The following is a 20,638-nucleotide window of genomic DNA, read 5'->3' as shown; positions in this document are numbered from 1 at the left end:
GAGGCTTAAAGCCGCTTGGAATGATAACTTTCGGTTCAAAACGCTGTTTAACTTATGATTATAATGCGTTTGCCCTGAGGGGGGGGGGCTTCTAAGTAATGCTATAAGGTCTCGCTTTCGAGTTTTAGGATTTGTGAGAACACTTTATTATGATTTGCTATGCCATGCCTGATTGCTTTTTGATTCAATAACTTGAGGTAAAGTAATTTTATCAAAATTTGGAATCAGGCACTTTTTATTTATAGTTAGTGGGATAGCAATCTTACTCATTGTCATCTAGTGTTAATTACGGGTAGATAAGTAGCTACGCTATACTCAATATCAAATAGCCTGTAGACTGCGCACCCTCAATTCTTATACCCCTCCGGACATTCCTTTGATTTCCACAGCAAACATCACCATGCAATTTGGCTCTGAGCCTTTATTTGAAAACATTTCAGCTAAATTTGATAACGGCAACCGCTACGGTTTAATCGGAGCCAACGGGTGTGGTAAATCAACCTTGATGAAAATCATGAGCGGTGAGATAGAGCCAACTTCAGGTAATATCTCGATTACTCCAGGCGAAAAGATTGGTACCTTGAGTCAGGATCAGTTCGCGTTTGAACAGTACAGCGTCATTGATACTGTGATTATGGGTGACAAAGAGCTGTGGAAGATCAAGTGCGAACGTGAACGCATTTACGCCTTACCTGAAATGTCTGATGCTGATGGCATGAAAGTGGGGGAGCTTGAGTCTGAGTTTGCAGAGATGGATGGCTACACCGCAGAAAGTCGTGCAGGTGATATTTTACTTAATGCCGGTATCGAAGAAGAATTACACTTTGGTTTAATGAGTGGAGTAGCTCCTGGCCGTAAACTGCGTGTGTTACTCGCACAGGCTTTATTCGCTAATCCAGATATTTTATTGCTCGATGAGCCAACGAACAACCTGGATATCGACACGATCCACTGGTTGAGTACCGAATTGAATAAACGTACATGCACTATGGTGATCATCTCGCATGATAGATACTTTTTGAATTCAGTGTGTACACACATGGCTGATATTGATTACGGTGAGCTTCGGATCTACCCGGGTAACTATGAGTACTTCCTGGCTGCATCAAGCTTGATACGTGAGCAATTACTTGCTGGTAACACCAAGAAAAGTGCTGAAATCGAAGAATTACAAGACTTTGTTAATCGTTTTGGTGCGAATGCTTCGAAAGCGAAACAGGCGAGCTCTCGTGCTAAAAAGCTGGATAAAATTAAACTAGATGAAGTTAAGTCATCAAGCAGAATGGCGCCAATCCTTAACTTTGACCAACACAAAAAATTACACCGTAATGCCTTGATAATAGAAGACCTATCGCATGGTTTTAATGGTGAAACACTGTTTACGAGTAATGACTTAATCTTCGATGCCGGTTCACGCTTGGCGGTGTTAGGTGAGAATGGTTCGGGTAAAACGACTTTTCTACGTTGTCTAATGGAAGAACTCACGCCAAATAGTGGTAGTTTCAAATGGTCTGAAAACGCAGTAGTTGGCTATTGCCCGCAAGATAATACGCTAGACTTTGATAACGACATGAACTTGTTTGACTGGATGATGCAATGGCGTACTCCCAAGCATGATGATTTAAAGGTTCGTGGTTTGTTAGGCCGTTTGTTGTTTACCGAAGACGATTTCCTTAAGAAAGCCAAGGTCTGTTCAGGTGGTGAGAAAAATCGTCTGTTATTTGGTAAGCTAATGATGCAAGACACCAATGTATTGATTTTGGATGAGCCAACCAATCACATGGATATGGAAGCCATCGAAGCGTTAAATAACGCATTGAAAATCTACGAAGGTACTTTGATATTCGTCAGTCATGACCACGAGTTTGTTTCAACGTTGGCTAATCGTATACTGGAAATCAAAGACAATAGGATGATTGCATTTGAAGGAACATACGACGAATACCGAGACGAGTACAGAAACTAGTACAGAAGAAAATACCGAGCAAGCAGAGGCTAGTATGAGCGAAGAAGACCTTAATCAGACTGAAAACGAAATCGAGAAAAAGATCGAGAAAAAAACCGAGAATAAGACCGAAGACAAGGTTGAAAATAACAAAGATGAAAATCCGTATTTAAACAACCCATTACACGGTGTAGGTTTAAAAACGATACTGGAAGAACTAGTCAGTCACTATGGTTTCGATATTCTTTACGCTTACTTAAACATCAAATGTTTTAAGATAAACCCAAGTATTGCCGCCAGTGCCAAGTTTTTAAAGAAAACCGATTGGGCACGCGAAAAAGTTGAAGTGTTTTACTTGTATCAATATAAAAATTTACCGGGCGTCTCTTCTGAGCAATTCAAGTTGCCGCCAAGAGAACGCATTGTGCCTGAGCATCACAAACCAGGTAAGCCAGCCAAATTGAGCATTGAAGATGGTGAAAAATTACAGCAGAAACGCGCTAACAATGCGGCAAGCAGAAACAGCTATACAGGCGAGCGCAAAGGGTCGAGCAAGGCATATAACGAACGACGTAGCGCAGGGCATTATAAATCTCGGGATAGTCGTTTCGATGATGCTGATGCTGCTGATGATGATTGGGATGATGTTAATCCGGCTCCACCAAAAGATCCCTGGGGTAATTTTAAACCGAAAAAGTAGCTTCTAAGAAGCGGGAGTAAACCTAACAACGTCTTCTTAGATCAATTGATATCAGACGATTTTAAGGCTTTTTTAGCCATAACTTTAGCTATGACTGGGGCAATAAAAAGCGTAAGAATCTCATCCGTTTTGTTCGTCTCATATATAACGCAATTAAAGCCCAAAAAAAGTGCAACTAAATAATACAACTGTTCATCTGAATTAGCTCGACTCACGATGAAATGTTAGTAACAATAGTTTATAAGCAAAGTATTACAATAGACTTGCTTCATAATATTAAAAATAATCGGCTATTTGTATTTAATGAACGCTCTCATTCAGCACATAGAAAAGAAAGGTATGCCTGTTATTTGGCAATTTGTGTCTGCTTGTCTGATGTTAAATTCTTTCATTCTGCCCTTTCTATATCGTAATCAGGATGTGGTCTATAGCCTGCTACAAATAGCAGCACCGCCTTTTATTGTTGGGTTATATGTAGCCTATAATGCACATAAAGAAAAAAGTATACCTCGCCTCGTTTTAGTCGGGGGCGTAGCAATTGTTGGTATAGGGGCAAGCTTACATAATCTGATTTACTTCAAATTTCCAGTTTCTACTCACTTTGTTCTCGTGTTTGAAGAAGTGGGTATGATATTGATTGCAATATTTGCGTATATTCATATGTTAATGTTTGAAAAGAAGTTCAATATCAAGGGTTTAGCTATTGATTTTAGTTTGCTCGTAATTTCTGGTTTATTTGTGTTTTTGCTTGTTTCACCCAATGCATTCCACACATTGTTTTATTTATTCGATTTTGATCAACAATTACTTGTGTTCAATTTAATCATTGGTTGCACAATATTATGTATGTCTGTCATACATTATTTGTTTACCAAGAGTATCGGTTTAACAGATGGCATTAGAACTCTATTAACCATGCTTCTTATAATTCATTTCAGTTTTGAAATGTGGCTTAGCTTTGAACAAGACAACAATCCAATATTGATTAATACCTTGTCTAGAAGCACACTTTATCTGGCTGGTGCTCTTTCCATTGCTTTTGTGTTTTTAGAGAAAATGTCATTAGATTACTCGTCAATTGCGCCAACCCGACTAGGTAATTTATTCATGTGGGTGTCGAGTATTTTTGCCATTATGGCTATTCCGCTTGGCCTTGTTATCAGGTCAACATTAGATGCGCCGTATCTTGATCTCTTTATTGTTGGAATGACCAGTATTTTATTAAGTAGTATCGTGATTTGGCGTATCATCATTATCATCAAAAATTCAAACCAACAAAAAAAGCGTTTGAATTCTCTGATGCAAACGAGTTCTCTAACAGGCCTTCCAAATTATCAGGGCTATCTCGAGCAACTTACCTTTTCAGAGTTAAAAAATATATTAGTCATCCATATAAATGTTGAAGATTTTAAATCTATTAATGACTTATATGGAAGAAATGCGGGGGACGAAGTCCTAAAAAGTCTTGGGCAAAGATTAAAACAATTACCCAAGAGTCTGTTAGTTGCTCACATCCATTCAGACCAGTTTTTAGTTACTTTTCATTGTAAAAAACCTGACATCAAGGAGTTAATAGAAACCATCCAGAAAGATTTAGGTATATGGGATACCCTGCATGGTAAGTGGATTGCTGTGCCACTCACCATAGGAGCGAGTCATAGCGACGAAATACTCAACCCTGAAAAACTTGCAAAACAGGCAGAGTTAGCACTGAAAAAAGCAAGAAAAGAGCATTCATCGTTTGCACTTTATAGTGAAGAAAAAACAAATCATCAAATCCCGCGTCATGAGCTTCGGCAGATTCTCCAGCAATCAGTAGATGATGATTATCTACCGGTACACTTTCAGCCTATTTACGACCTGAAAGACGGCACCTTAAAATCGCTAGAACTACTCATTAGAGTCGATTCAAAAGAGCATGGTTTATTACTGCCAAGGCAATTTCTGGAGCAAGCAAAATCTTATGCACTGTTAACCTCTTTAACTCAAATTTGTATCAAGATGATAGCAAAGCATAGCCATGAATTAGGTGATATTACAATCAACGTTAACCTTCCTCCTTACATGCTGAAAAGCGCCAAGTTGCTTAAAAACTTCATACAATTGTTTGAAGATGAGAAATTAGATCCTAAAAGATTTTGCATTGAAATCACCGAAGATGAAGAGATTTCTGCGCATGAATTAATTCCGGCGATTAAAACATTGAGAGAGCAAGGCTTCTCGATTGCGATGGATGATTTCGGAACAGGCTACTCTTCTTTAGACAGGCTCTCTGTACTTGAAGTTGATACTGTAAAAATTGATAGAAGCATATTGTTAACCGCTGAAACAGGAAATACGACTATTCTGGAATGGGCTATTTCTTTAACCAAACGACTAGGTGTATCTGTTGTGGTGGAAGGCGTTGAAACTTTAGAGCAGTTATCACTGATAAAGCTATTGGGTGCAGATTCTGTTCAAGGCTTCCTCTATTCAAAACCAGTTCCCGCGTTTCAAATTAAAGATATCGCCCTTAATTCGAATGACATTGAAGTGAGTTAGTATTAAGCAGGAGAAAAGCATCTCTCGTAAATCCTAACTGTCAGTAAATAGTCTTATTAATTTAAAAACAAATCAGTATGCTGAAAAAACTGCTGGTAGAAGGGGGGAAGGGCTTTAAACTATTCTCCATATTTAGCTTATAGGTCCAATAAATAGAAGCGGAAAGAAACAAATCGAATGACAATTATTACTTACATAGCATTGGCCGCAGTTCTCGGTTTTATTCTTTTTATTGTTGCTTTGTCTGTTTATCGTCGCTCTTTAGCAAAAGTCGACATAGTTATTGAATCTAATACAGATTTATCTGGTGGTGTTATCAAGGGCTATGTTGAAATTAACTCGAAGGTGCTCTTAACTTGTGAGCGCATAAGTGTTGCATTACGGTGTCTGGATTCAGCAGATAGAGGCGGTTCAAATCCCTACTGTGAAATATATCGAGATGAACAGCAATTATCTGGACCAGTGATATTGTCGGCAAAATCTACTAAGCGATTTTTATTTAGTTTAAATATTCCTGCAAAGATAAATAGCATTGGTCTTTCCGTGAACGCACCAGAGGCATTTAACAAGTCTATGGAATTCACCAAAAAGATCGCCTTGCGAAGACGCGCTAGCAATATACGATGGGATATTGTTACAGACATCAAAACAACTAAGATGGATTTATTCAAGAGCCGACGTATAGATATTGATTTGTTGCCATAGATAACCACCATTATTTTCTTTATGGGAAGAAAATAATGGTGGTTAAGATCAATATACAACAATCAATTTACATAAAAAGAAATGTACTACGAACAACCCTCCGTACATTTGCCACTGCCATCGAAAGACATGGTGCGTCCGCTCAAGGGCACATGAACTGCTGCCTCAGACTGCTCTTTAAATAACGCTAGACGCGTACCTTCGATGATTTTTCCACCGGCTGTTGAAGGCTGGTTGGCGTGCGAAGGGATGATTGATTCCGGCTTGATGAGTTTATTGACTACCCATGCCGCTTCTTTAGGGCCAGTAGTAAAGGTATCACCAATATTGATCACAACTAGTTTTGCCTTGTAGTGATCGCCTACCACAGTCTCTTGTTCTGCAGTGATGCCGGTATCACCCGACAGATAAGTCACTAAACCATTAGAGAACGTAATTACGTAACCTGTCGGAGGACCTGCATAGGCAGTAAGACCCGAAGCATCTAACATTTTACCCAGTTCACCACCAATCATGTGCCCTGATATGCCATTAGAATGGGCCGCAGGAACCGTAGTAATAGTAATGCCGCCCACCTTTGTCGATGCGCCAAAGCGAACCAGCTGTGAGTTTTTGGGATCACCACCGAGTGCTTTAAGTTTAGTCGCGAAGAACTTAGGCATTTCACTACCCGTAATTATCTTTGCGCCTTTTGCATGAGCAATACTGGCAGCACTGGTGTTAGGTAGTGCATTCACAGGAAACTTCGTATCCTTACATTCACCTTTGCCGATATCGCTAATATGTTTGTCACCAACATGATCGCCGTGCATATGGCTGACAAGTACCGCGTCGATCTTACCTAAACGCTTATCGTCCGCTCCTGCTACCGTTCTACCGGGATCATAAAGTAAGCGGGTGCCGTCTGGGTCTTGCAGAATCATGGCTCGGTCAAGTTGGCAGAATTCGCCTTCCATACTGCCCAAGGGCGTAATTTTCACATCAGCAGCGATTGCTGATTGCGCTGATAAGCTGACAACTAATGTGGCAGTCGTAAATGATAGAGCTGAAAATAGCGGACGTAAGTTTAGTTTCATGCAAGTGACCTCTGTTTGATTAGATTAAGATGAGTCTATGCTTTAGCAATTCGCCATTCAAATAACCATAGTAAAAGGGACGATTGCCTTTTTTCAATTAAGAATGACACCCCCCTACTTATAGCCTATTTTTTATAAGGAACGTTTTATGGTTTTCACTTTTTTACAAAAAATGAACAATTAGCTTTCATATTTTAACCGACTGGTGGGGCTCGCAGCTTTAATTGCTCGTTATTCTAATAACACCCAACTCTAATAATCAATATGAGAATTAACCTTAGTATCTAGTTAGAAATAACAAAGTCAAAATATACAATATATACTATCGCCATTATAATTTTTTAAGCGGGAATTATTATGGACAAGAAAGATATTGATGTTGTTTTAATTGGCGCAGGTGCGATGAGTACCTGTTTGGGCATGTTGTTGAAGCAACTCGATCCTGCCTTAAAGATCATTATGGTTGAGAGACTGGATGGTGTAGGCAAGGAGAGTACGGCTAGCCATAATAATGCAGGTACCGGACACGCAGCGTATTGCGAATTAAACTATACGCCACTGCAAGAAGATGGCTCTATCGATATTACTAAAGCGTTGAGCATCAACGAATCTTTCGAGTTGAGCTTACAATTCTGGTCTTACTGTGTTGAAAACGGTTCGTTACCCGACCCAACTAGATTTATCAATTCTGTGCCGCACCAAAGCTTTGTTTGGGGCGAAGACAATGTAGCGTATTTGCGTAAACGCTATGAAGTCATGCGCGAGCATCCGATGTTTGAAGAAATGGAGTTTAGTGATGATCCGGCTGTAATCGCCGAATGGTTACCACTCGTGATGCAAAATCGCGATCCGAATGAAAAAGTAGCAGCAACAAGAATTGCACATGGTTCAGATGTTAACTTTGGTCGTATTGCACGCGCTTTTGCACGATATCTCCGCGAGCAGGATAACTTTGATTTAAGATTAAATATCAATGTAACCGATCTTGAAAAGCAGGATGATGGTCGCTGGAAAGTGATGATTGAAGACTTGAATCTGGAGCAAAGGGAGCCTATTTACACCAAATTTGTATTCCTTGGTCTGGGTGGTGGAGCACTGCCGTTATTACAAAAAGCAGACATCCCTGAAGCCGATGGCTATGGAGGATTTCCTGTTAGTGGTCAGTGGTTGATCTGTCGCAAACCAGATATCGTCGCTAAGCATAATGCCAAGGTTTACGGTAAAGCCGCGGTGGGTTCTCCTCCGATGTCTGTACCGCATTTGGATAAACGCGTTTTAGAAGACGGCAATGCCTTGTTGTTTGGGCCTTTTGCCGGATTTACCACTAAATTTTTGGTGCACGGCTCAAAGTTTGATCTGATCAAATCCACCAAGTTTGACAATATTTTGCCATTAACAATTGCCGGTTTTCGAAACTTTGACCTAACCAAGTATCTGGTTAAAGAATCACGAAAATCGCATGAAGAAAGAATGGAATCATTACGTCATTACTTTCCTGATGCCGATGCCGATGACTGGGTGTTTGCAGAAGCAGGGCAACGTGTTCAGATTATCAAAAAAGACAAAGACTCAGGTGGTAAGCTGGAGTTTGGTACTGAAGTGGTTAGCTCAGCTGATGGCAGTATATCCGCGCTATTGGGGGCATCTCCAGGTGCATCGGTAACGGTTAAAGCGATGTTGGAAGTGTTGGAAAGTTGTTACAGTGAGCGCATGGCAACAGAAGAGTGGCAGGCAAAAATACAGGAAATGATTCCTTCATATAAGAAGTCCTTAATTGATGATCCTGCGCTGTTGAAAACAGTTCGAAGTAGAACGCTAAAAACACTTAAATTAGCTTAAAAAACGCTTTCACTGACACCCCCCACCTTTTAGGCATATTTTTTAAAAATGGTCTTAAAGGTGGGGGGTGTGTATCGTAATCAATTAGTTGTTACTAAGGGCTGTCATTCACAATAACTTCATAACTGACGATACAGGGGGCAGCGTTGGTTATATCACCACAGTTTACGATGAGTAGATTATTGTTATCAAACTGTCCCTGATCATCACCTGTCGCATCGGTTAAGGATGAGGTTGTACCACCATTGATATTGGGCGATGTCACCAGGATATTTCCTAACCATTCCAGGTTGCCATTGCTAATTTCATTGGCTAGATCATCTCTTATTACAACGCCTTCGGCAGCTCTGCTGTGTGCATTCTCTGCGGTAATTGTGTAACGAATGGTTGCTCCGGGAATGCGTTTCGGGTTGCTGCCATTATTCACGGGATCAGAAACCACCACAGAGGTTTTCTTCAATGACATATTTGGCATTTGTGGGCAGGCTCTATTGCCACCATCCCAGTTTTTACCATTGTTTTGATTGTTATAGACACTGCTAATTTCGGTGGTGCTAAGTGGACGGCGGAATATCAGTAATTCATCGACAATACCTTCCCAGTCTTGTGCAGATGAAAATCCTCCTCCGACATTATCCTGATCTTGTCCCAATACCAGAGAAACCACATTTAATGCCAATGAATTCTGGTTTGCCTGACAGCCTTGTAATACGCTGTTTAAAAAGAAACAGGACTGGGCACTTTCTCTGCGCCAGACAAGATGATTCCAGTTGTTATTGTGTATAGCTCCTATCCCAACGGCACCTTGTGAAGAATTTTTAAGGAAACCATTAAAACTCGTGGCATTCGGGAACCAGTACAAAAATTCGTTATTGAGGGATGTTGACGCAGCACCTGACAATAAGCCCTTACTGTTTGCTGAGGTTCCTTTGTGCCAAATAGATACAGTGAAATCGGTAGCACCATTGATAGACGCGGCATTTAAGTTGGCGTAATCACTGCTTGTACTCGCCGTTAGGTCCATACCATTACACAGTTTTCCCGGTACTGCGGTAACATTGTTGGCAAAGCCATGATGGACGCCTTGCGAATCTATGACTTCATTAGCGGTACCATTCCAGCTATCTTCATCAAAATGCCAATCGGAATAACTGTAATCTATAGTCGGTGGATTTGGTGGTGTAGTCTGGCAACTTCTGGGCCCACCATCCCATGCATTACCGGCATTCTGGTTGGCATAAACCGAATAAATTTCAGCATTGGATAATGCGCTTCTAAATACTAATAACTCATCGACGAGGCTTTCCCAATCTTGCGTAGCATCAAAACCTGCGCCCATACTGTCTTGCTCTTGACCTAAAATCAGAGATTCAATTTCCAGTGCTTTGTTCGATACGGTTACGCAACCACGCTGCACAGAGTCAGTAAACAAACAGCTCTGCGTGCCAGACCTGCGCCATACGATATGATGCCATTGGTTATCAGCTATGGTCGGAAAATTTATATTGGGACCAATACTGCCGTTGATATAACTATTGAAACGAGTGCCGTTGGTAAACCACATGATTAATTCATTCAGCTGACCTGTTCGAGACCCAGACAGAAAAGAGCGTTCTGCCGTTGATGAGCCTTTATGCCAAAAAGATACGGTTAAATCAGTGGCTCCGTCTAAGGCGTTTGGACCTAACACCGCATAATCCTGCGTTGAGCTGTTAGTGAAATCGAGCGCACTACAGACTTTACCTGAAGCGTTTCCGGTACTGGGAGTTAAATTAGCTGTGCCATCATTACTGCCTAAATTATCATCCAGAGTGTATGACGCGCTAGTATTGCCTAATTCATCCAGATACCAAGAGGTTTGCGGTGCTGCTTGAGCAACCCCCATAACTAGCAGTAAGGTAATAAACAGGAAAATTCGTATCATAAATTTAAGTGAGGAACATAAAGCATAAGTAGAGCACAGGAATGTTTAATGTAATTCACTCAGTTTATAACAAACAAGCTAAACACAGGATTAACTGTAAACCTTATTAGATAAGGCTTTATGGGCTATTTTTAACGATTTTTTATAACGACTTTTTTAACTGCTATGTACTAGCGAATACTAAATTTTTGCATATTGTAAAGCCAGTGTTATCAACGCACTGGTGGCGACCCAGGATCCTAATACGCGTAAAACAATACCATCCCCAAAACGGAGCAAGACTTTTGCAATCAGAGATAGTATTAATGCGCTCAAGGTAAGCGTTATCACGGCCCCTAAGTGCCAGTTAATAACACTATTGGTGCGTAAACCGGGAATACTGATGGGTTGTGAATCTACGCCGATAAACAATCCGGTGAGTGTGGCTAGTAACAGACTAATTGTTAACATCAGTGAGGGAAAGTGTTTTATTCTAATCACAACCAGCAAACCAATGATTAAAGCCATACCCAATAGCAGTAGTTCCAATCTTGCACCGGGAAATAGGTAATAATTGAGCAACATCCCCACTATCGATGATATAAACAGTAAAATAATATGAATGGCTAGCTTACTTTGTTGTCCTATCAAAAAAGCCAGGCTGCAAATCAGAATGGCGTGCGAAGGTGTTAAAAAAGGATGTTGTAAACCTTGTATAAGCCAGCTGGGCGAAAAGGAAAATAATAGTGGTATATTCATTAATATCATCTATAAATTGTATTAGAAAATGGTAAGAGATGCTTGACTGATGTGAACAAAATTATTACTCTTTATTTTTTTACTGATTATCATTCGCAATTAGAAGTAATCAGTTAATATTAACGTTTTATATAAATATGGTCACCTAAAATGAGTCCGAAAACCTCTGTGTTCGTTAAATGTTTGTTGTTATTTGCCGGCATTTTTTCATCATCCCTAGTATTTGCTCATAGCGATGCGGGAAGCATCGGCGGTGGGTTCATGAGTGGCTTTTTACACCCAATGTTGGGGCTAGATCATGTTGTGGCGATGGTGGCTGTAGGCTTATGGGGAGTGTTTTTAGGACGTCCTGCTATCTGGATTCTACCGGTTGTGTTTCCGCTGGTAATGGCATTCGGTGGGGCGTTAGGTGTTATGGGTGTTCCAATTCCTTATATAGAAACAGGGATTGCATTGTCTGGTTTGGTGTTAGGTCTTGCGGTGGCTTTCGCTGTTCGCCCTCCTATCTGGGTTGCAGCGGTACTAGTTGGAGCATTTGCGATATTCCACGGACATGCGCATGGTACTGAATTACCGAACGCGGCTAATCCACTCATTTACAGCATTGGCTTTGTTATCGGCACTGGTTTACTGCATCTTGCTGGTATCGCTTTTGGCGAACTGACTCGTTGGTCTTGGGGTAAATACGTTGTGCGTTCAGGTGGTGCGGTCATTGCACTTGTCGGTCTCGGCTTCTTGACAGGTACGCTGTAATCACTTGTAGATAAGACTCATTCATCGCCCTACTTATAATGGTTAAAAAAAGCCCTAGCTCTGCATAAATTCCAAAATCGTTTTTTAAAAACAAAAACGAATTGTCATTCAAAGTAGGGGGGTGTCTAAATGATGAGTAAATATAAAGATCTAGATCTAGAGTATTTAAAGATCAGATAATTTTTCGTGACTAATCATGTATTAAACACTAATGTAATCTAATAAAGAACACGATAAGTCAAAGGTCTAAGTCTATGCGTAAGTTTTCAATTCTAATAACTCTTTGTTCTCTTTTGTTTCTGATTAATGCCTCCAGTGCATTAGCTGACTTCACCCTGGCAATGAAAGCTAAACAAGTCGCACCAGATGTTTATGCGATTGAAACACCGTCACGCGCATTACCGAATCCTGAAAACCAGGGGTGGAATTCCAATGCGGCCTTTGTCGTAACAGATTCTGGCGTCATATTATTTGATACGGGAAGTTCCTTTTTCATAGGGTTCGCAATGAAAAAAGCGATTGCTCAAGTGACTGATCAGCCGGTGCGCTGGATTATCAATTCTCATGCACATGGCGATCATTGGTTAGGCAATGCGGCGTTTAAAGATTCGGTAAAAGATATTTATGCAACGGAGCAGGTAGCAAAAAATATTAAAAGCGAAGGTAAAAACTGGGTCGACAATTTCAATACGCTAACCAAAGGGGCGACTGGCGAGTCAGAGATATTAGCTCCAAAAACTTTCATCACAGAGCGCACCAAAATTAAGCTGGGTGATAAGGAAATCACGCTGTTTTTATCCGGCGATAGTCATTCGCCCGGAGATATTCTAATGTGGTTAGCGAATGAAAAAGTGCTGGTCACCGGAGACGTTATTTATTCTGATCGAATGCCTTCTACGTTTGATTCTAATATTCCGCAGTGGATCAAACTACTGGGTGAATTAGAAGGGATGAAGCCAAATGTTGTCGTGCCAGGTCATGGCGTGGTGACTGATAAACAAGGTGTGACGCGTTTAAAAAATCTATTGCAGACTTTCTGGTCTGCGGTGGAAGCAGGGTATGAAGAAGATAAATCTGCATATGAAATGGCCCCTGAGGTAATAGTGGCAATGTCAGAATTTAAAAGTCATTACCCAGGACTTGAAGAGAAAGTGCAGCGTGATATCTCTAAAGTTTATTTACAAGTAGAAGCAGCCAGTTTTTAACTAAACCGGCTGGGTCTCCACATATTCTATTTGCATGTATAAAACAAAAAAACCGCTAAAAGTAGGGGGGTGACCTGATATCTAATCTCTATTTGGTTTTTATTTGTCATTCATTTGGCTTTACTTAGTTTCCTCTATCCACGCTTCTGCTTTTGTGAATTCATCGTAGTCGAAGTGTTTTACTTTTGCAGACACAAAATACTTGGCAAATATCTCCACTAAGTCTCCAATCGCAGAGTCCGTTACAAGCGCAACGTGAGTGAGCTTTTTCTCGTGATCTTTGACGAACTTAAAGTGTTCAACCATCGCGCCAAATGATTCCCAGCCAGGAAAATCCTTGGTATTGATTATTAGGCCATTGAGTTTTCCCTTTTCGAGAATATAAGGGTCTATCACCTCAGCTATCGATTCAAAATCCTTCTCTCTGAGTTCGCCTTGTAGCTGTAAAACCGCGATTGCGGATTCTCTATCCAGTTCTATTGAAAACATTTTTTTATTCCTATTATCTGTTCTTGTTGATTTATTTTAGTGTATTTTAAATCATCGTAGATGAAAAATAAGTGAATTTTAGTTAACAATTTTGTGTCATCTCAGGAGTCGGATAGTTAGGCAGCGTTTCGTTATTCAGGGTCACTCACATCCTTTAATGTCATAATGTAAAAGGCGGCTAGTAACGACAGAATCCCTAATACCAATAAGGTAGCAACCGCACCAAATTTATCCCCCACAAGCCCGATAAGGCCACCAGCCAGCATCATTACACCAATGATGGTGTTAGATACCGCGACATAGGATGCGCGGTTTTCTCCGGTTGCCATATCCATTAGATACACTTTACGCCCCAAACGAACGCCACCGTGCATGATGTTGAGTAACAAAAAGATGATGGCAAAGCCGATTTCGTGGGTGACTAAATCCCATTCTAGCCAGATAGCCGAGCAAGTAAAAAGGGCTAAAATCCCAGCACCAACAGCTGCGATAGCCATCACGCGTTTACTCGATGTGTCGCTCATATAACCCCAGATTGGTGCTGAAATACTCGATGCAATACCGTTAGCTATGATCAATGCGCCCAAACCCATTAGCCCAGACTCGGTATTTTTTTGTGCCACCAATACGTAAAATGGTGGCGCTAATGCAACTGATAACAACAAGGTTCGCGCCAGAACATAACGCCGAAATTCGGCATCATCCACGAGTAATCGTAATTGCTTTATGGCAACTTCAAGGGCATTACCGCCACCTTCAGTAGCACCGGGTTGTTCCTCTATTCGAGCAAATATCACTGCTGCAATTATCCATAGAACAGCACCCGAGATTAACAAGCCTGCAAACACTGTAAGGCTTGAATCACCAAGATCGAAACTACTCATCCAGATGCCTACCATTAAAATGGCAATGCCGGATAAGCTCGCGCTCCAACCCATTAATGCACCACGTCGACTTTTGGACACGGTTTTGCCCAGCACGTCTTTTGCAGAGACCGAACAGATGCCGCGAGATAAACTGAAAATCACCAGCATCAGAATGAAAATCCAGCCCGCGTTGTTACCTTCAAGGGTTACCGCGGCCCATGCCATCCCTAATAAACTCAAGGCAGAAAGCACTGCACCAATGACCCAGACAAATTTACGTATTTTTAGATTACGCACTGCGGCAGCGACCGCTAATTGGGGCAGTAACACTCCCGCTTCACGAATTGGTACGATAAAACCTGTGAATGCAGCAGGCACGCCGAGTAAGCCGAATAACCATGGAATTACCAGTTTAGCACTGGTGATTTCATCGGCAATTTTGCCTAATAGATTAGCCCATAAATAAGCGAAGAAATTATGCGGTTGATCATTACAGGCGGCGTCTGGAATATCCTTACAGACACGCGCATCTTCATCGCCAGTAATACGATTGTAGAGTTGTTCTGTGGTAAATTTCATGCGTAGTTCTTGCCCGGTTGAATTTGAAGATAATGAAGAATTGAGTGACTATCAGCCTAGCGTCGCATCCAGATACATCATGCTGACAAAACCAATAAGCAGACTGAATGTTGCCAGATTCTGAAACCCGCTTCTATGGGTTTCTGGAATGATCTCATCGCTGATAATAAATAACATCGCACCCGCTGCAAACGCCAAAGCCCATGGCATAATTGGCCCTGCGTAAGATACGGCAATACTGCCAAACAAGCCGCCAATAGGTTCGGCAAGCCCGGTTAAAAAGGCGATGAAAAATGATTTCATCTTTGAATAACCGATAGAGAGTAATGACACTGCTACTGCCAATCCTTCAGGAATATTCTGTAAGCCAATGCCGGTAGCCAGGCTCATGCCGTTACTCACATCACCGCCAGCAAAACCAACGCCAACCGCCATACCTTCTGGAAAGTTATGTAAGGTAATGGCAAACACAAACAGCCAGATACGATTGATTTTTTTAGTATCTGGGCCTTCGTGTCCGGATACAAAATGTTCGTGTGGCAAATAGCGATGCATCAAATATAAACCGACGGCACCAGACATGATGCCAATAATCGTAATGATTACTGCCATGTTTTTGCTGCTGAAGATCTCCTCGCCATACTCAATCGATGGAAGGATTAGTGAAAAGAATGAAGCCGCGAGCATGATTCCAGCGGCAAAGCTGAGTAAGCTATTTTCCAGCTTTGCTGATAATTCTTTAAAGAAGAAAACACCGAGTGCGCCAACGCCCGTCAACATGCCTGCAACCAGACTTCCGATAAAACCCATTAAAATGACATTCATAAAAGACCTGATTACTTTTTGGCTACATTATTGCTTAGCTACATTAGTGTTTAACTACAAATAGAAGAGGGCTATTGTGCAATTTTCTTATGCGTAAAAACACTCCCAATCATAGATAGTTTTCAAAGAATTAATCGTACGAGCTTGTAAATAAATAGAAAGAAAAGCGATATTTTTTAAGTAAATACACCCCCCTACTTATAGGCTGTTTTTAATATCGAAATATTCGATACTAAACTTCGATAATAATCGTTTGTTTTATATTATCTAATCCTTATATAGTCAAATGAAAGTTAACCCTAAGCTAACTTAAGCAGACTCATCTGCAGAAAATTTTGGGATCAAAATGAATAGTACAGCGGTACAAAAGCTAAAAACAGATGACTTTTTTATGGCACTTCAAGAAATAGGGACCTTTATAGATGTCACTGTGGATGATCTGATGCAATTACATAAAATAACAGAGAAATATTCCGGGATGCGCAATCAGGAAGGCTTTAGCGCCGAAGAGTTAAAGAATGACTATTTAAAGGCTATTCAGGAAATGGGCACCTTCGTAGATATCACCATAAACGATCTAGTAAGTATTGAACAAAAGTCAGAGAAGTATGAGCGCATGCGTGAAAGAGAAAACATCCTGGTAGAAACATTGATGACTTCACCCGTGATAACCATACAGCATGATGCCAAACTTTCTGAAGCTGCCCATCTTCTAATTACCAAACGGATCAGTGGTTTGCCGGTTGTTGATAATGACAAAAAAATTATCGGTATCATTACTGAAGCAGATTTTTTACATGCACTGGGTGTGCCATCTCAAAGAGAAAGTCACAGCGTGTGGGAAACACTCGAAAACATGTTTGCAAATCCACCGCGAGTGCGTGAATCTGGAGATTTAGCGTCTGATTTAATGGTAAAAAAAGTGGTCACCGCAACGCGAAAACAAACACTTCATGAAGTGTTGGATTCCATGAAGGAACACCAGATAAAACGACTCGTCGTCTGTGATGAATCCAGGCATGTTATCGGTATGGTGACTCGTTCTGATCTGGTCAGACTGTTTTTTGATCATTTCACTCCCGTTTAACAATGTTTAAGAAAATTTTTGAGAAGGTGAAAACACTATGATTTGTATAAACGTAGCAATGAAATTCAGTGGAGTACCATTAAAACGTACACCCGTAGAAATAATACTCGATGATAAACAGGTGCTCGGCCCAACCCCAACGGATAGAACCGGTAAAGTCTGTTTTGATATCCCTGTGAGCAGTGGCAAGGTAATTGTCGCAGGTGTCGAACGCTATCAGGGAAGGCTCGATGGGGAGGTCGATATCGAGTTATGGAATCTCACAGAAAGCGGCAATAATTCAGAAGGTGCTTCCTCTGATGCGCTCTCCGGCAGTAATGCCTACCACAATATGACTACGCGCCAGATAATCGTCAACGGAAATGAAATACTTACCGATGGCGAAGGCTATATGGTCAACCCCGGCGAATGGAGTGAAGAATTTGTGCGTCAACTTGCCGCACAAGAAGGTCTGGAATTAAACTCAGAACACTGGGAAGTAATTCGTTTTATACGCGACTGGTACGCAGATCACGGCCATCAGGCGTCTGTCAGAGATATGATTAAACATTTTAGAAAACTTTGGGGATGCGATAGAGGCTGTAATCACTATATGCATAAATTATTCCCCAAAGGTGGGCCACAAAAGCAGGGGAATCGATTGGCAGGATTGTTGCGGACCAAGGGCGAACATTAAGTTGCTAGAAAGTTGAATATAAACTCGCGCACATTTCTTTATGGGAGAATGTATAAAAAAGTGCTCAGCCCTGCATAAATTCTTTTTACGTTTTTTAAAAAAAAACGTAAAATCATTCAAAGACTGGGGGTGTCATTTTTTAAGTAGTTTGAAAAAGATAAAGTTAGCAAGCGAAAGAATACAAAAAACTATACCCAGATATAAACCAACATCATTACCCTCATCTTTAGTCCAAAGCCAGATTTTACCCAGCCCTGTAAAAGCGAAAAAAATCCCAAGAATTAGTAATATATTCTTGTGAATACTTAATCTTTTTATAGGTTTTTTCTTCATGTAATGACCTGAGATGTCATGGTTGTTTAGCCGATAATGCCCATATTCCTGCGGCAGTTAGTATAGATCCGCCACCTATATTAAAACGTTTTTGAGCTTTTGTAGATGACAGTATTTGACGAGCTTTGCCCGCAAAAACAGAATACAGTGTGGCATTTAAAGTAGCTAGAGCTACAAATGTCGATGAAAGTATCCAGATTTGAGTACCCGGATTAGTCGTTGAATTTATAAACTGAGGAAAGAAGGCAACAAAGAAAATAATACCTTTCGGGTTTAACGCAGTAACCAGATACGTATTTACAAACAAATTCCAGCTTGAAACACGGGCATCAGGTTTAGATAAATGTGGCGGATTAACGCCAGCCATAAATAATTTCACACCTAAATAAATTAGATAGAGTCCACCCAGCCATTTAACCACCTGAAACCAAACAGCAGATTCTGCTAACAGTACGCCCAAGCCAAGCAAGGAAAAAGCAAGTGCGGTGGAATCGCCAAGCGTTACACCCAAAACTAGCGGGATTTTTGCTTTATACCCATGTGATATAGAGTAGCTAATTACAGTCAGAATCGTTGGTCCGGGAATGATAAGCAGAATGACTGATGCAGCTACGAAAGCTAACCAAACTTCAATGTTCATAACGATTACTCGTGAAAATTAGTGATGTAGTATATGGAGTTTGTAGCACAATCAGTTTTAATTGTGTGAGTATGATGCTCACAAATTATGTGTTTTTATAGTAGCTCATCACGATGTGTTCTGCTTTTTTATAAAGTGTTTCATCACCTTCTTTAAGCACCGCTAAAAGTTGCTTTTTTTCACTCATATATGTGACAGAAAATTTAGTATCGTATTTAGTAATTGAGCCAGAATTATGAATTAAATCAGCTAGTTTTACGGTCTTCGCTTCAGGAATTGCTTTAGCGGTATGTTCAAGATCAATTCTTTTTCTGGTTTTTCTATTACCTTGATCCAGCGTTGAAACATCCGTCAAATTCTCAACTAAAAGCGCCACTCTCGGACCAAACTCCTGCTCAATTTGCTCAAGCGATACATCAGTATCTTCCACAGTGTCATGTAAAAGGGCAGATGCAATTACTTCTTTATCATCAGTAACTGATTCCACTATTTTTGAAACGGCAATAGGATGAACAATATAAGGATCTCCAGTATATTTTCTGGTTTGACCCTCATGCGCATCTGTCGCAAATTTTAATGCTTTTTCGATAATATCCATTCTTGAAACTTCTCTAAATTTGATAAGAGTACGATTGATAGGTACAAAAAACGTAGCAGATACATAATACCTAGTTCAGCAGTTTGATTGAAGTGGGTCTGTTGATAAACTGTTAAGAGTACGACTCATAGTAAGGATATATAGTAAGGATATATAGTAAGGCTACTATTTCAAATCTGCTCAAAGTAAACATACAACGCCACACAGGCAATGACAAAAACAATACTTTCAAAACCCCAAATATTTTTAAAGTCATTGATAACAGCATTTTCAGGATCATCAGAAAGATATAAAACTTTCACAGCGCTGCCTTCAGAATCCCTGACACTGCTACTTCCCATAACCGACGAAACTGTAAATGTTTTTCCCTGATCATTATCAAATTCTACATTTTGATAATAAACAGATGAACCACTGTCTGAACTTTCAGAACCGACCTTTTTTACAATACCTATTGTAGAAACAGCCACTCTTAAAAAGAGTATTTTTCTAGTTAAAATATAACCATTAAATAGGACAAATAAGGCTAGAAGAATCATAAATGGAATATATTTATCAATTATAAGCACACCCCCGTACTTTTAGGTGTTTTTTCCTTTTGCATACGATACTCATACACATCATTTAGCGAACCATAGAGTTCAATTGTTCCGTGTAAACTGAAGCCTGCTCTCTTTAACAGTTTTATTGAAGGTACATTATTTTGTAACGTAATTGCCAAAATCGTATCTATTTGATGAGTAGCCATTTCTACATTTAAAACAGAAATGGCCGCCTCACTCGCATAGCCTTTACCACAAAACTCAGGTAAAAAAGCATACCCCAAATCTGGGAAATCGAGTTCTTCTCTTTTTAACAAACCACACATACCTATGGGTGTATCGGTTCCTTTCAGGATCACCAAATTCAGTCCAAAACCATATGTTCGATAGCTCGATATAGGGCCGTCATTGAGATAGTTCACGGCATCTGTTTTCGTTTTAACCTGCTTATCAGCAATATAGCGGATAAAGGATTCTTCATTTAATAATCTAACAATAAACTCAGCATCATTAAGATTAAATCGCCTAACAATCAATCTTTCGGTTTCATAGACTACTTTCATAGAAATACCTTGAT

General features: G+C 40.4%; 19 protein-coding genes and 1 pseudogene. 9 read left to right on the top strand and 11 right to left on the bottom strand.

The window, feature by feature from the left end; genetic code table 11:
- Nucleotides 1–376: 376 nt before the first annotated feature.
- The 4 genes and pseudogenes from Q1A31_RS14370 (at nt 377) to Q1A31_RS14355 (ending at nt 5,891) form a co-directional block, all read left to right on the top strand.
- Nucleotides 377–1,966 carry an ABC-F family ATPase gene (locus Q1A31_RS14370; protein WP_299878046.1) on the top strand — a complete coding sequence of 530 codons (1,590 nt, stop codon included), beginning with the start codon at nt 377–379 and terminating at the stop codon, nt 1,964–1,966.
- A 151-nt stretch (nt 1,967–2,117) separates the two neighbouring features.
- Nucleotides 2,118–2,303: pseudogene (locus Q1A31_RS14365) on the top strand (VF530 family DNA-binding protein); the annotation flags it as partial.
- A 645-nt stretch (nt 2,304–2,948) separates the two neighbouring features.
- Entirely contained in the window at nt 2,949–5,186 is a 2,238-nt protein-coding gene (locus Q1A31_RS14360) for a GGDEF domain-containing phosphodiesterase (RefSeq protein WP_299878043.1), read from the top strand.
- Between the two features lie 177 nt (nt 5,187–5,363).
- Nucleotides 5,364–5,891 (top strand): sporulation protein, encoded by a 528-nt coding sequence (locus Q1A31_RS14355; protein ID WP_299878040.1) that lies wholly within the window; start codon nt 5,364–5,366, stop codon nt 5,889–5,891.
- 86 nt (nt 5,892–5,977) lie between these two features.
- Here Q1A31_RS14355 and Q1A31_RS14350 read toward each other — a convergent pair whose 3' ends face one another.
- On the bottom strand, nt 5,978–6,967 hold the full coding sequence (locus Q1A31_RS14350) for an MBL fold metallo-hydrolase (protein WP_299878037.1): 990 nt from the start codon (nt 6,965–6,967) through the stop codon (nt 5,978–5,980).
- Nucleotides 6,968–7,324: 357 nt separating this feature from the next.
- Between Q1A31_RS14350 and mqo the strand changes: the two genes are divergently transcribed.
- Entirely contained in the window at nt 7,325–8,806 is a 1,482-nt protein-coding gene (gene mqo / locus Q1A31_RS14345) for a malate dehydrogenase (quinone) (protein WP_299878034.1), read from the top strand.
- A 94-nt stretch (nt 8,807–8,900) separates the two neighbouring features.
- On the opposite strand, the gene Q1A31_RS14340 is transcribed toward mqo, so the two are convergent.
- Complete coding sequence (locus tag Q1A31_RS14340) at nt 8,901–10,730, bottom strand: LamG-like jellyroll fold domain-containing protein (RefSeq protein WP_299878031.1); 1,830 nt, start codon at nt 10,728–10,730, stop codon at nt 8,901–8,903.
- A gap of 180 nt (nt 10,731–10,910) precedes the next feature.
- The gene (locus Q1A31_RS14335; protein WP_299878028.1) at nt 10,911–11,468 is read right to left on the bottom strand and encodes a hypothetical protein; all 558 of its coding nucleotides are present in this window, start codon (nt 11,466–11,468) and stop codon (nt 10,911–10,913) included.
- 150 nt (nt 11,469–11,618) lie between these two features.
- Between Q1A31_RS14335 and Q1A31_RS14330 the strand changes: the two genes are divergently transcribed.
- A complete protein-coding gene (locus Q1A31_RS14330) occupies nt 11,619–12,221 on the top strand; it encodes a HupE/UreJ family protein (protein WP_299878025.1) in 603 nt (200 codons plus the stop codon).
- A 254-nt stretch (nt 12,222–12,475) separates the two neighbouring features.
- Nucleotides 12,476–13,426, top strand: coding sequence for an MBL fold metallo-hydrolase (locus Q1A31_RS14325; RefSeq protein WP_299878023.1), 951 nt, complete (start codon nt 12,476–12,478; stop codon nt 13,424–13,426).
- A gap of 120 nt (nt 13,427–13,546) precedes the next feature.
- Here Q1A31_RS14325 and Q1A31_RS14320 read toward each other — a convergent pair whose 3' ends face one another.
- From Q1A31_RS14320 to Q1A31_RS14310, 3 genes are all read right to left on the bottom strand, one after another.
- Nucleotides 13,547–13,915 (bottom strand): STAS/SEC14 domain-containing protein, encoded by a 369-nt coding sequence (locus tag Q1A31_RS14320; protein WP_299878019.1) that lies wholly within the window; start codon nt 13,913–13,915, stop codon nt 13,547–13,549.
- Between the two features lie 131 nt (nt 13,916–14,046).
- Nucleotides 14,047–15,360, bottom strand: coding sequence for an MFS transporter (locus Q1A31_RS14315; RefSeq protein WP_299878016.1), 1,314 nt, complete (start codon nt 15,358–15,360; stop codon nt 14,047–14,049).
- A gap of 51 nt (nt 15,361–15,411) precedes the next feature.
- Entirely contained in the window at nt 15,412–16,185 is a 774-nt protein-coding gene (locus tag Q1A31_RS14310; RefSeq protein ID WP_299878013.1) for a ZIP family metal transporter, read from the bottom strand.
- A 346-nt stretch (nt 16,186–16,531) separates the two neighbouring features.
- Here Q1A31_RS14310 and Q1A31_RS14305 point away from each other — a divergent pair, with 346 nt between their 5' ends.
- Both Q1A31_RS14305 and Q1A31_RS14300 read left to right on the top strand, forming a co-directional pair.
- Complete coding sequence (locus Q1A31_RS14305; protein WP_299878010.1) at nt 16,532–17,272, top strand: CBS domain-containing protein; 741 nt, start codon at nt 16,532–16,534, stop codon at nt 17,270–17,272.
- Nucleotides 17,273–17,309: 37 nt separating this feature from the next.
- Entirely contained in the window at nt 17,310–17,948 is a 639-nt protein-coding gene (locus Q1A31_RS14300) for a TusE/DsrC/DsvC family sulfur relay protein (RefSeq protein WP_299878007.1), read from the top strand.
- A 132-nt stretch (nt 17,949–18,080) separates the two neighbouring features.
- On the opposite strand, the gene Q1A31_RS14295 is transcribed toward Q1A31_RS14300, so the two are convergent.
- From Q1A31_RS14295 to Q1A31_RS14275, 5 genes are all read right to left on the bottom strand, one after another.
- Nucleotides 18,081–18,281: a hypothetical protein gene (locus Q1A31_RS14295; protein ID WP_299878004.1), complete on the bottom strand. Its 201-nt coding sequence runs from the start codon at nt 18,279–18,281 to the stop codon at nt 18,081–18,083.
- A 16-nt stretch (nt 18,282–18,297) separates the two neighbouring features.
- Nucleotides 18,298–18,921 carry a LysE family translocator gene (locus Q1A31_RS14290; RefSeq protein WP_299878001.1) on the bottom strand — a complete coding sequence of 208 codons (624 nt, stop codon included), beginning with the start codon at nt 18,919–18,921 and terminating at the stop codon, nt 18,298–18,300.
- 85 nt (nt 18,922–19,006) lie between these two features.
- Nucleotides 19,007–19,519, bottom strand: coding sequence for an HD domain-containing protein (locus Q1A31_RS14285; protein ID WP_299877998.1), 513 nt, complete (start codon nt 19,517–19,519; stop codon nt 19,007–19,009).
- 170 nt (nt 19,520–19,689) lie between these two features.
- Nucleotides 19,690–20,088 (bottom strand): DUF3592 domain-containing protein, encoded by a 399-nt coding sequence (locus Q1A31_RS14280; protein ID WP_299877995.1) that lies wholly within the window; start codon nt 20,086–20,088, stop codon nt 19,690–19,692.
- On the bottom strand, nt 20,079–20,624 hold the full coding sequence (locus Q1A31_RS14275; RefSeq protein ID WP_299877992.1) for a GNAT family N-acetyltransferase: 546 nt from the start codon (nt 20,622–20,624) through the stop codon (nt 20,079–20,081). Before Q1A31_RS14275 ends, Q1A31_RS14280 begins: the two co-directional genes overlap by 10 nt.
- Nucleotides 20,625–20,638: the final 14 nt, after the last annotated feature.

It is taken from the genome of uncultured Cocleimonas sp. (assembly GCF_947495625.1).
In the GTDB taxonomy this organism is placed as follows: Bacteria; Pseudomonadota; Gammaproteobacteria; order Thiotrichales; family Thiotrichaceae; genus Cocleimonas.
The sequence above is the reverse complement of the archived record's forward strand: the minus strand, read 5'-3'. Positions and strand labels throughout refer to the sequence as shown.

Excerpts from the sequence above, each read along its gene's own strand:
- Q1A31_RS14275 (WP_299877992.1), bottom strand. The coding sequence starts at position 20,624 with ATGAAAGTAGTCTATGAAACCGAAAGATTGATTGTTAGGCGATTTAAT.
- Q1A31_RS14320 (WP_299878019.1), bottom strand. The coding sequence starts at position 13,915 with ATGTTTTCAATAGAACTGGATAGAGAATCCGCAATCGCGGTTTTACAG.
- Q1A31_RS14335 (WP_299878028.1), bottom strand. The coding sequence starts at position 11,468 with ATGAATATACCACTATTATTTTCCTTTTCGCCCAGCTGGCTTATACAA.
- Q1A31_RS14305 (WP_299878010.1), top strand. The coding sequence starts at position 16,532 with ATGAATAGTACAGCGGTACAAAAGCTAAAAACAGATGACTTTTTTATG.
- Q1A31_RS14315 (WP_299878016.1), bottom strand. The coding sequence starts at position 15,360 with ATGAAATTTACCACAGAACAACTCTACAATCGTATTACTGGCGATGAA.
- Q1A31_RS14340 (WP_299878031.1), bottom strand. The coding sequence starts at position 10,730 with ATGATACGAATTTTCCTGTTTATTACCTTACTGCTAGTTATGGGGGTT.
- Q1A31_RS14310 (WP_299878013.1), bottom strand. The coding sequence starts at position 16,185 with ATGAATGTCATTTTAATGGGTTTTATCGGAAGTCTGGTTGCAGGCATG.
- Q1A31_RS14290 (WP_299878001.1), bottom strand. The coding sequence starts at position 18,921 with ATGAACATTGAAGTTTGGTTAGCTTTCGTAGCTGCATCAGTCATTCTG.
- Q1A31_RS14355 (WP_299878040.1), top strand. The coding sequence starts at position 5,364 with ATGACAATTATTACTTACATAGCATTGGCCGCAGTTCTCGGTTTTATT.
- Q1A31_RS14325 (WP_299878023.1), top strand. The coding sequence starts at position 12,476 with ATGCGTAAGTTTTCAATTCTAATAACTCTTTGTTCTCTTTTGTTTCTG.
- Q1A31_RS14295 (WP_299878004.1), bottom strand. The coding sequence starts at position 18,281 with ATGAAGAAAAAACCTATAAAAAGATTAAGTATTCACAAGAATATATTA.
- mqo (WP_299878034.1), top strand. The coding sequence starts at position 7,325 with ATGGACAAGAAAGATATTGATGTTGTTTTAATTGGCGCAGGTGCGATG.
- Q1A31_RS14300 (WP_299878007.1), top strand. The coding sequence starts at position 17,310 with ATGATTTGTATAAACGTAGCAATGAAATTCAGTGGAGTACCATTAAAA.
- Q1A31_RS14330 (WP_299878025.1), top strand. The coding sequence starts at position 11,619 with ATGAGTCCGAAAACCTCTGTGTTCGTTAAATGTTTGTTGTTATTTGCC.
- Q1A31_RS14350 (WP_299878037.1), bottom strand. The coding sequence starts at position 6,967 with ATGAAACTAAACTTACGTCCGCTATTTTCAGCTCTATCATTTACGACT.
- Q1A31_RS14285 (WP_299877998.1), bottom strand. The coding sequence starts at position 19,519 with ATGGATATTATCGAAAAAGCATTAAAATTTGCGACAGATGCGCATGAG.
- Q1A31_RS14360 (WP_299878043.1), top strand. The coding sequence starts at position 2,949 with ATGAACGCTCTCATTCAGCACATAGAAAAGAAAGGTATGCCTGTTATT.